5 protein-coding genes are annotated in these 9,499 nt (G+C 63.7%); all 5 read left to right on the top strand.

The genetic code is table 11. From position 1 onward, the window contains the following. Positions 1 to 398: 398 nt before the first annotated feature. On the top strand, positions 399 to 3,869 hold the full coding sequence (mfd, locus tag XpopCFBP1817_RS08065) for a transcription-repair coupling factor (protein ID WP_128416721.1): 3,471 nt from the start codon (positions 399 to 401) through the stop codon (positions 3,867 to 3,869). A gap of 510 nt (positions 3,870 to 4,379) precedes the next feature. Beyond that, positions 4,380 to 4,709 (top strand): STAS domain-containing protein, encoded by a 330-nt coding sequence (locus XpopCFBP1817_RS08060; protein WP_128416720.1) that lies wholly within the window; start codon positions 4,380 to 4,382, stop codon positions 4,707 to 4,709. A gap of 18 nt (positions 4,710 to 4,727) precedes the next feature. Beyond that, complete coding sequence (locus XpopCFBP1817_RS08055) at positions 4,728 to 6,731, top strand: chemotaxis protein CheA (RefSeq protein WP_128416719.1); 2,004 nt, start codon at positions 4,728 to 4,730, stop codon at positions 6,729 to 6,731. A 68-nt stretch (positions 6,732 to 6,799) separates the two neighbouring features. After that, positions 6,800 to 8,953: a methyl-accepting chemotaxis protein gene (locus XpopCFBP1817_RS08050; protein WP_128416718.1), complete on the top strand. Its 2,154-nt coding sequence runs from the start codon at positions 6,800 to 6,802 to the stop codon at positions 8,951 to 8,953. A 10-nt stretch (positions 8,954 to 8,963) separates the two neighbouring features. Next, complete coding sequence (locus XpopCFBP1817_RS08045) at positions 8,964 to 9,488, top strand: chemotaxis protein CheW (RefSeq protein WP_128416717.1); 525 nt, start codon at positions 8,964 to 8,966, stop codon at positions 9,486 to 9,488. The last annotated feature ends 11 nt before the right edge of the window (positions 9,489 to 9,499 follow it).

The following is a 9,499-nucleotide window of genomic DNA, read 5'->3' as shown; positions in this document are numbered from 1 at the left end:
CGCCATGCGCGCACTTGTTTCTACACGATCCGGGTGCAACCAGCTGATCTATCTCGGGAAAACGTGGGGAAACCTCAGGCTCAGCTTCCCAAAACAAGCCGAGCAACGGACAAACTTTTAAGAAAACAATCGACTAACTGCCTGGTTCGGTGTCCTCACCGATTGCGGGACCATGTGGCGGCATGGATGCCGCCACTGAGCCTCCAGGGATGGATTCACGGCGTGTACCGCAAGCAGTGAGGGCACCGCGCCCTCGACCAACTGGGGTTTGCCGGGTACCAGAAAGGCGGTACATAACGCCGGACCCTGCAGCGCGCTTCTGCACAGGCGACTCGACGCCGGCTTTCACGCCAGATGGACCGGTCGCGCGGCGGGCGCTCTGATAAAATCTCCGGCTGATGCCGTCGCCAACCACCTTCCCCTCTCCGCCGCTGCCCAAGTCCGGCCAGCTTCGCGCCTATTGGCGCGCCCCGTCTTCTCCGACTGCGCTGGCCTGGTCGATTGCTCGCGCCGCCGAGGCGCATGCCGGCCCGCTGCTGGTGATCGCACGCGATAACCAGAGCGCGCATCAGATCGAATCGGATCTGCATGCCCTGCTCGGCGAGCACGCCAGCTTGCCGGTGGTGCCGTTTCCCGATTGGGAAACCCTGCCCTACGACCAGTTCAGCCCGCACCCGGAAATCATCAGCCAGCGGCTGGCCGCGCTGCACCGTTTGCCCACACTGACCAAGGGTGTGGTGATCGTGCCGGTGCAGACGCTGATGCAGCAGTTGGCACCGCTCAGCTACATCGTGGGCGGCAGCTTCGATCTGAAGGTCGGGCAGCGGCTGGATCTGGATGCGGAAAAACGCCGCCTGGAAAGCGCCGGCTACCGCAACGTGCCGCAGGTGATGGACCCGGGCGATTTCGCAGTGCGTGGCGGCTTGCTCGACGTGTTTCCGATGGGCGAAGCCACGCCGTTGCGGGTGGAGCTGCTGGACGAGGATATCGACTCGATCCGCGCCTTCGACCCGGAATCGCAACGCTCGCTGGATAAGGTCGATGCCGTCAAATTACTGCCGGGCCGCGAAGTGCCGATGGACGATGCCAGCATCGAGCGCGTGCTGGCCTGCCTGCGCGAACGCTTCGATGTGGATACCCGGCGCAGCGCGCTGTATCAGGATCTGAAATCGGGCCTGGCGCCGTCGGGTGTGGAGTATTACCTGCCGATGTTCTTCAGCAAGACCGCCACCTTGTTCGATTATCTGGACAAGCGCGCGCTGCCGTTGATCGCCGCTGACGTGTCCAACGCGGCCGATACCTTCTGGGCGCAGGCACAGGACCGCTACGAGCAACGCCGCCACGATGTGGAGCGCCCGCTGCTGACACCGGACGAGCTGTATCAGTCGCCGGATGCACTGCGCGAGCGGCTCAACAAGCTGGCACGTATCGAAGTCTGGGCCAGCGACCACCCGCGTCTCGATGAAGCAGCCGCACTCGGCGACCAACCGTTGCCGCCGCTGCCGGTGGCTGCAAAAGATGCACCTGCCGGCCAGGCGCTGACCTCGTTCCTGGGCCATTACCCGGGCCGTGTGCTGGTGGCGTCGGATTCGGCCGGCCGCCGCGAAGCCTTGATGGAAGTGCTGGCCGCCGCGCACTTGAAGCCGGAGGTCGTTGCCGACCTGCCCGCCTTCCTGGCCGCGAGCAAGCTGCGCTTCGGCATTACCGTGGCGCCACTGGAAGACGGCTTTGCGCTGGACAACCCGCAGATTGCGGTGCTGACCGAGCGCCAGCTGTTTCCAGAGCGGGCCAACCAACCGCGTCGCAGCCGCCGCGTGGGGCGCGAGCCGGAAGCGATCATTCGCGATCTGGGCGAGCTGTCCGAAGGCGCGCCGATCGTGCACGAGGATCACGGTGTGGGCCGCTACCGCGGGCTGATCGTGCTCGATGCCGGCGGCATGCCCGGCGAGTTCCTGGAAATCGAATACGCCAAGGGCGACCGGCTGTATGTGCCAGTGGCGCAGCTGCATCTGATCAGCCGCTATTCCGGCGCCTCGGCCGAGACCGCGCCGCTGCATTCGCTGGGCGGCGAACAATGGACCAAGGCCAAGCGCAAGGCCGCCGAAAAAGTGCGCGACGTGGCGGCGGAATTGCTGGAAATCCAGGCGCGCCGACGTGCGCGCGCCGGACTGGCGCTGCAGGTGGATCGGGCGATGTACGAGCCGTTCGCGGCCGGTTTCCCCTTCGAAGAAACCCCCGACCAGTTGGCCGCCATCGATGCCACGTTGCGCGATCTGGGCAGCAGCCAGCCGATGGACCGCGTAGTCTGCGGCGATGTGGGCTTCGGCAAGACCGAGGTCGCGGTGCGCGCCGCGTTCGCTGCGGCCAGCGCCGGCAAGCAGGTTGCCGTCTTGGTGCCGACCACGTTGCTGGCCGAGCAGCATTACCGCAATTTCCGCGACCGCTTCGCCGATTACCCGATGAAGGTGGAAGTGCTCTCGCGCTTCAAGAGCACCAAGGAAATCAAGGCCGAGCTGGAGAAGGTCGCCAGCGGCGATATCGACGTCATTATCGGCACCCATCGTTTGCTGCAGCCAGACGTGAAGTTCAAGGATCTGGGCCTGGTCGTCGTCGACGAAGAACAGCGCTTCGGCGTGCGGCAGAAGGAAGCGCTCAAGGCGATGCGCGCCAACGTGCATCTGCTCACGCTCACCGCAACACCCATCCCGCGCACGCTCAATATGGCCATGGCCGGTTTGCGCGATCTGTCGATCATTGCCACTCCGCCGCCGAACCGGCTCGCCGTGCAGACCTTCATCACTGCCTGGGACAACGCGTTGTTGCGCGAGGCCTTCCAGCGCGAGCTCAGTCGTGGCGGGCAGCTGTATTTCCTGCACAACGATGTGGAAAGCATCGTGCGCATGCAGCGCGACTTGTCCGAACTGGTACCGGAGGCGCGCATCGGCATCGCGCACGGACAGATGCCCGAGCGCGAGCTGGAACGGGTGATGCTGGATTTCCAGAAGCAGCGCTTCAATGTGTTGCTGTCGACCACGATCATCGAATCGGGCATCGACATTCCCAACGCCAACACCATCATCATCAACCGCGCCGACCGCTTCGGTCTGGCCCAGTTGCATCAGTTGCGCGGCCGCGTCGGTCGCTCGCATCACCGCGCCTACGCGTATCTGGTGGTGCCGGATCGTCGTTCGATGACCTCCGATGCGGCCAAGCGTCTGGAAGCGATCGCATCGATGGACGAGCTCGGTGCCGGCTTCACCCTGGCGACGCACGATCTGGAAATCCGCGGCGCCGGCGAGCTGCTAGGCGAAGACCAGAGCGGGCAAATGGCCGAGGTCGGCTTCAGCCTCTACACCGAGCTGCTGGAACGCGCGGTGCGCAGTATTCGCCAGGGCAACCTGCCCGATCTGGATGCCGGCGACGAAGTGCGCGGCGCCGAGGTCGAGCTGCATGTGGCCTCGTTGATTCCCGCAGATTATCTGCCCGACGTGCACACACGCCTGACGCTGTACAAGCGCATCTCCAGTGCGCGCAACAGCGATGCCTTACGCGAATTGCAGGTGGAAATGATCGACCGCTTCGGCTTGCTGCCGGACCCGGTCAAGCATCTGTTTGCGATTGCCGAGCTCAAGCTGCAGGCCAATGCGCTGGGCGTGCGCAAGCTGGATTTGGGCGAGCACGGCGGACGGTTGGTGTTCGAAGCAAAGCCGTCGATCGACCCGGTTGCGGTGATCCAGATGATCCAGAAGCAGCCGAAGATCTACACGATGGACGGCCCGGACAAACTGCGCATCAAGCTGCCGCTGCCGGAAGGTGTGGATCGTTTCAATGCCGCGCGTGGGCTGCTGACGATGTTGGCGCCGAGATAACGCGGTACTGCCGGTCGTGTTTGCTTCGCGCAACGACCTCGACCATGCATGACGCAAGGATGCGTCGAAGGCGTTGCAGCGGTTGCAGCGGTTGCAGAAATTGAATCGGATGCGATGCGGCATGTTCAATAAATCCCAATCCACCATGCGATGCACGCACATCAAGCAACATGCTTGTTTAATGCGCATTCTCTCCAGCGACACTGCAGATCGCCAGGCCGAATGCGTTAGAGAAATCGGCTGAACTGCGGTTATCTGTTGTGCGGAACTGCCCAGGACGTTCGATTGCTGAGCCTGCTTGCAACAAACCTGAGCAGTTAATGCCCAGGCAGTGATGAATTTCTCAAATCCGTCACCGCGCTGAATTTGGCCTAAATATTCCTGCCACGCGCCGATACCTGCATAGACCGGCATGTTCCCGTGTGCATAACTGCACACCTAAGCCCACGCCGGAACTTCTTTCCGCGTCATGGCACGCATCCGTGCGCCATCGCATCGCTTGAGGCATCAATGCACACGCCACTGTCCGATCTACCCGCGCCGCTGACGCTCGCCCTGGAAGGCGAGATGACGATCCGTCGCGCTGCAGAACTCAAGCCGCTGCTGCAGCCGGCATTGCTGCACCCAGGCGGACTGCATCTGGACCTGGGGGCAGTCAGCGAGATCGACACCACTGGCCTGCAATTGCTGCTGGCCACCAAGCAGGCAATTCAAGCCGAGGGACGGCCGTTTTCGCTCACCGATTCCAGCCGCGCGGTGGTCGATGTGGTCGAACTGCTTGGCCTGCTCGAAGCGCTGTACCCGCATGCGGTTGCGTGCATCGGCGAACGCATTCACTAACGGACAGGTGACACCCGCATGGATATGAACCAGCTGATGCAGACCTTTCTGGCAGAGAGCCGGGATCTGCTCGAAGACATGGAACGCCATCTGCTCGAAGCCGAGCGGGGCGACTCCTCGCCCGATGCGGTCAATGCGATCTTTCGTGCGGCGCATACCATCAAGGGCTCGGGCGGGTTGTTCGATCTGCCGCAGCTGGTCGGCTTCACCCATGTATTGGAAAGCGTGCTGGATCTGGTGCGCGATGAAGCGCTCACGCTGAGCTCGGAGTTGATTGCGCTGCTGCTGGTGTGCTGCGACCATATCCACGCACTGGTGGAAACCGCTGCCGATCCCGGCCACGCCGATGCCACCGCACTGGCCACCGAAGCCGAGCCATTGCTGGCGCAGCTGCAGACCTATCTGCAAGCCAGCGTGTGCGGCGCCACCGCCAGCACGGCCCAGCGCAATACGCCGGAAAAACAAAGCGGTTACTGGCGCATTGCGTTGATGCTGTTTGCCGATGCGCTGCGCTTCGGCAACTCGCCGCTCAAGCTGATTCGCAACCTGCGCGGGCTTGGCTCGGTCGAATCGATCAGCACCGACTACAGCCAATTGCCGAGCTTCGAAGACCTCGATCCGGAAGCCAACTATCTCGGTTTCCAGATCCTGTTGCGCAGCGATGCCAACCGCGCAGCGATCGAAGAGGTGTTCGAGTTCGTACGTGAAGACTGCGATCTTGAGATCACCTCGGTGTCGGCGCCTCCCGATGCTGCCACCCTTCTCGACAGCGAGCCTACGGCTGTGGCACCGGCCGCTGGCGTGCTCGCTGCAGTGCAGGTTGTAACGCCGCCACGCGCAACCCAGGACACCGCATCACGCAACGCCGAGACGCGCTCGATCCGCGTGGACGCCGACAAACTCGACCGCATGATCGATCTGGTCGGCGAACTCATCATTGCCGTCGCCAGCACCAACGCCAACGCGCTGCGCACCGGCGATGCCCAGTTACTGGAATCGGCATCGATCCTGGCCGGCCTGGTGGAAGACGTGCGCGAAAGCGCGTTGCAACTGCGCATGGTCAAGATCGGCTGCACCTTCAGCCGCTTCCAGCGCGTGGTGCACGATGTGGCGCGGGAACTCGGCAAGGACATCGCGCTGGTGGTGGCCGGTGAAGACACCGAGCTGGACAAGTCGGTGGTGGAAAAGATCGGCGACCCACTCACCCATCTGGTGCGCAACGCGATGGACCATGGCATCGATCCGGCCGACCTGCGCGTGGCGCGCGGCAAGCCCGCGCGCGGCACCGTTGGCCTCAACGCGTATCACGACTCCGGCAGCATCGTCATTCAAATCACCGACGACGGCGGCGGCTTGAACCGCGACCGCATCCTGGCCAAAGCGCTGGAACGCGGACTGATCGAGGCGGGGCGCCAACCCAGCGACCGCGAGGTGTTCGCGATGATCTTCGAGCCGGGGTTTTCCACCGCCGAAAAGGTCACCAACCTGTCCGGGCGCGGCGTCGGCATGGACGTGGTCAAGCGCAACATCACCGCGCTGCGCGGCACCGTGGAGATCGACAGCACCGCCGGCGTAGGCACCACCATCTCGGTGCGGCTGCCGCTGACGCTGGCCATCATCAATGGCTTTCAGGTCGGTGTCGGCACGTCGGTGTTCGTGGTGCCGCTGGACGTGGTGGAGGAATGCGTGGAGTTCACCCCCGACTACGCCAGCGACTACATCGATCTGCGCGGCAGCGTGCTGCCGTATGTACGCCTGCGGGCATTGTTCGCGCTCGGCGGCAAGACGCCGGCACGCGAAAGCATCGTGGTGATCCGCCAGGGCGCGCAGCGCTTTGGCCTGGTCGTGGACACGCTGCTGGGCGAATGGCAGAGCGTGATCAAACCGTTGTCCAAGGTCTTCGCACAGGTCAAAGGCATCAGTGGCTCGAGCATCCTGGGCAGCGGCGATGTCGCGCTGATTCTCGATGTGCCCAGCCTGCTCCAGCAATTGCAACCCAACCAGGACGCCCTGGCGGCCTGAGCGTTTACACCATCACTCCCCACATCACCGCGTTATTCGTTGTTCCCTGACCCCAGGAAGCTGCCGCCATGTCACACCGTCTCCCGATCGCCACCCAGTTGTGGTTCACCGCCACCCTCGCCCTCGCCTTGCCCGTCGTGGTGGTGGTCGCCGGCTTCGCCCTGACGCTGTCGCACGGCGCCCTGCTCGCCGCCAGCGTGGTGGCCGCACTCGTCAGCGGAGCATTGCTGGTCCGCGCGATCCGCATCGCCAACGACTCATTGAACATCGCCACCACCACGCTGGACGCGTTTTCGCGCGGCAACTTCGATGTGGCCATGCCGCAGGTGCGCGATGAGCAGGCCTGCGATGTGTTGCGTGCGCTGCGCAAGGTGCAAAACAACATTCGCCACGTCAACAACGAAATCAATCGCGTCTCGCAGGAACACGACGCTGGCGAGATCGATGCGCGCATCGACGTGGCGCGCTTCGACGGCGACTTCCGCACGATGGGCGAAGGCATCAACCGCATGGTCGCCAACCACATCGCAGTGAAGAAACAGGCAATGGCCTGCATGGCCGAATTCGGCCGCGGCAACTTCTCCGCCGAGCTGGAACGCCTACCGGGCAAGAAGGTTTTCATCAACGAGATCGTCGACCAGATCCGCGGCAACCTCACCGGCATAGTGGCCGAGGTCAACCGCATGGCGACCGAGCACGATGCCGGCGATATTGACGTGGTCATCGACACGAAACGCTTTACCGGCGATTTCCGCCGCATGGCCGAAGGCATCAATGCGATGGTGGCCAGCCATATCGCTGTGAAGAAGCAGGCCATCGCCTGCGTGGCCGAATTCGGTCGCGGCAACTTCACAGCACAGCTGCCGCTGCTGCCGGGCAAAAAGCGCTTCATCAACGACACCCTGGAACAGGTGCGCGGCAATCTCACCGGATTGATCCGCCAGATCAACCACATGTCGGCCGAACATGAAGCCGGCGATATCGATGTGGTGATCGACAGCAGTGGATTCGATGGCGATTTCCGCAGCATGGCCACCGGCATCAACCAGATGGTGGGTGCGCATATCGCAGTCAAGAAACTGGCAATGGGCGTGGTGGCCGAATTCGGCCGCGGCAACTTCGACGCAACACTGGCGCAGCTGCCTGGCAAGAAGGCCTTCATCAACGACACCGTGGAGCGTGCGCGCGGCAACCTGCGCAGCATTTCCGAGGTGATCCAGGTGATGGGCGCGATGGCCGACGGCGACCTCACCCACACCGTAGAAGGCCACTACGAAGGCGCATTCGCCGACATGCAGCGCTACGTCAACACCACCATGAGCCGCTTGACCGAGATCGTCGATGAGGTCAACCGCAACGCCGAAAATCTGGCCAGCGCCTCCGAACAGGTCAGCGCCACCGCGCAAGCGCTGGCACAGGCCGCCAGCGAGCAAGCCGCCGGCGTGGAAGAAACCAGCGCCTCGCTGGAACAGATGACCGCCTCCATCGCGCAGAACACCGAGAACGCACGCGTCACCGACAGCATGGCCGCCAAGGCCGCCAGCGAAGCGGCGGACGGTGGCGACACCGTGCGCGCCACGGTGGTGGCAATGAAAGACATCGCCAAGAAGATCGGCATCATCGACGACATCGCCTACCAGACCAATCTGCTCGCGCTCAACGCCGCCATCGAGGCCGCGCGTGCCGGCGAACACGGCAAGGGCTTTGCGGTGGTCGCAGCAGAAGTGCGCAAGTTGGCCGAGCGCAGCCAGATCGCCGCGCAGCAAATCGGCGAGGTGGCCGGTTCCAGTGTGGAATTGGCCGAAAGCGCCGGCCGGGTACTGGGCGAGATGGTGCCTTCGATCCGCCACACCTCCGATCTGGTGCAGGAAATCGCTGCCGCCTCCGAGGAACAGACCGCCGGTGTCAGCCAGATCAACACCGCCGTCGGCCAGTTGAACCAGACCACGCAAGCGGCGGCGGCCAATGCCGAAGAACTGGCAGCGACGTCTGAAGAAATGAGCGCGCAGGCAGAACAGCTGCAGCAACTGATGGGCTTCTTCCGGCTCGGCAATGGCGGCCGCGGCGTGGCATCGGGCAGCAAGCCGGGCCCGCGCCGGACCGCACCGCATAGCAGCAGCACGGCGCTCAGCACGCCACCGCGGCGCACCAACGTGCGTCAGATCAGCGCGGTGGCTGCCACCGCCGATGCGATCGACGAATCGCAGTTTGCCAGCTTCTGAGGAACCGACGATGCAATCCTACAGCGCAGCCAGCAGCACGACCGCCGCCGCGCCGTCATCGACGGCACCACAGCAATATCTGACCTTTCTGTTGGGCACGGAGATGTTCGGTTTGGGCATTCTCGGCATCAAGGAAATCATCGAATACCGCGCGCCTACCGAGGTGCCGATGATGCCGCCGGCCCTGCGCGGGGTGATCAACCTGCGCGGCGCGGTGGTACCGGTGGTGGATCTGCAGCAACGCTTCGGCCGCACTGCCAGCGCGATCACCAAACGCAGTTGCATCGTGATCGTGGAGATCGCACATGGCGGGACGCATCAGGTACTCGGCCTGCTGGTGGATGCGGTCAGCGAAGTGCTGGACATCGCGCCAGACGACATCGCCGGCGCGCCCCGCGTCGGCGCCGGCATCCCCCGCGATTTCATCCAGGCCATGGCCAAGATCGGCGAGCGCTTCGTGATTCTGCTCGATGCCGATGCCGTGCTGAGCAACGACACACTCGCCCGACTTGCTGTCGCCGAACTGGTGGCCTGACATGTTCCGCA

The organism is Xanthomonas populi, assembly GCF_002940065.1.
Classification (GTDB): domain Bacteria; phylum Pseudomonadota; class Gammaproteobacteria; order Xanthomonadales; family Xanthomonadaceae; genus Xanthomonas; species Xanthomonas populi.
This window is presented reverse-complemented; position numbering and strand designations above follow the sequence as displayed.

What these genes read in the sequence shown, in the direction of transcription:
- mfd (WP_128416721.1), top strand. Translation starts at nt 399, where the DNA reads ATGCCGTCGCCAACCACCTTCCCCTCTCCGCCGCTGCCCAAGTCCGGC.
- XpopCFBP1817_RS08060 (WP_128416720.1), top strand. Translation starts at nt 4,380, where the DNA reads ATGCACACGCCACTGTCCGATCTACCCGCGCCGCTGACGCTCGCCCTG.
- XpopCFBP1817_RS08055 (WP_128416719.1), top strand. Translation starts at nt 4,728, where the DNA reads ATGGATATGAACCAGCTGATGCAGACCTTTCTGGCAGAGAGCCGGGAT.
- XpopCFBP1817_RS08050 (WP_128416718.1), top strand. Translation starts at nt 6,800, where the DNA reads ATGTCACACCGTCTCCCGATCGCCACCCAGTTGTGGTTCACCGCCACC.
- XpopCFBP1817_RS08045 (WP_128416717.1), top strand. Translation starts at nt 8,964, where the DNA reads ATGCAATCCTACAGCGCAGCCAGCAGCACGACCGCCGCCGCGCCGTCA.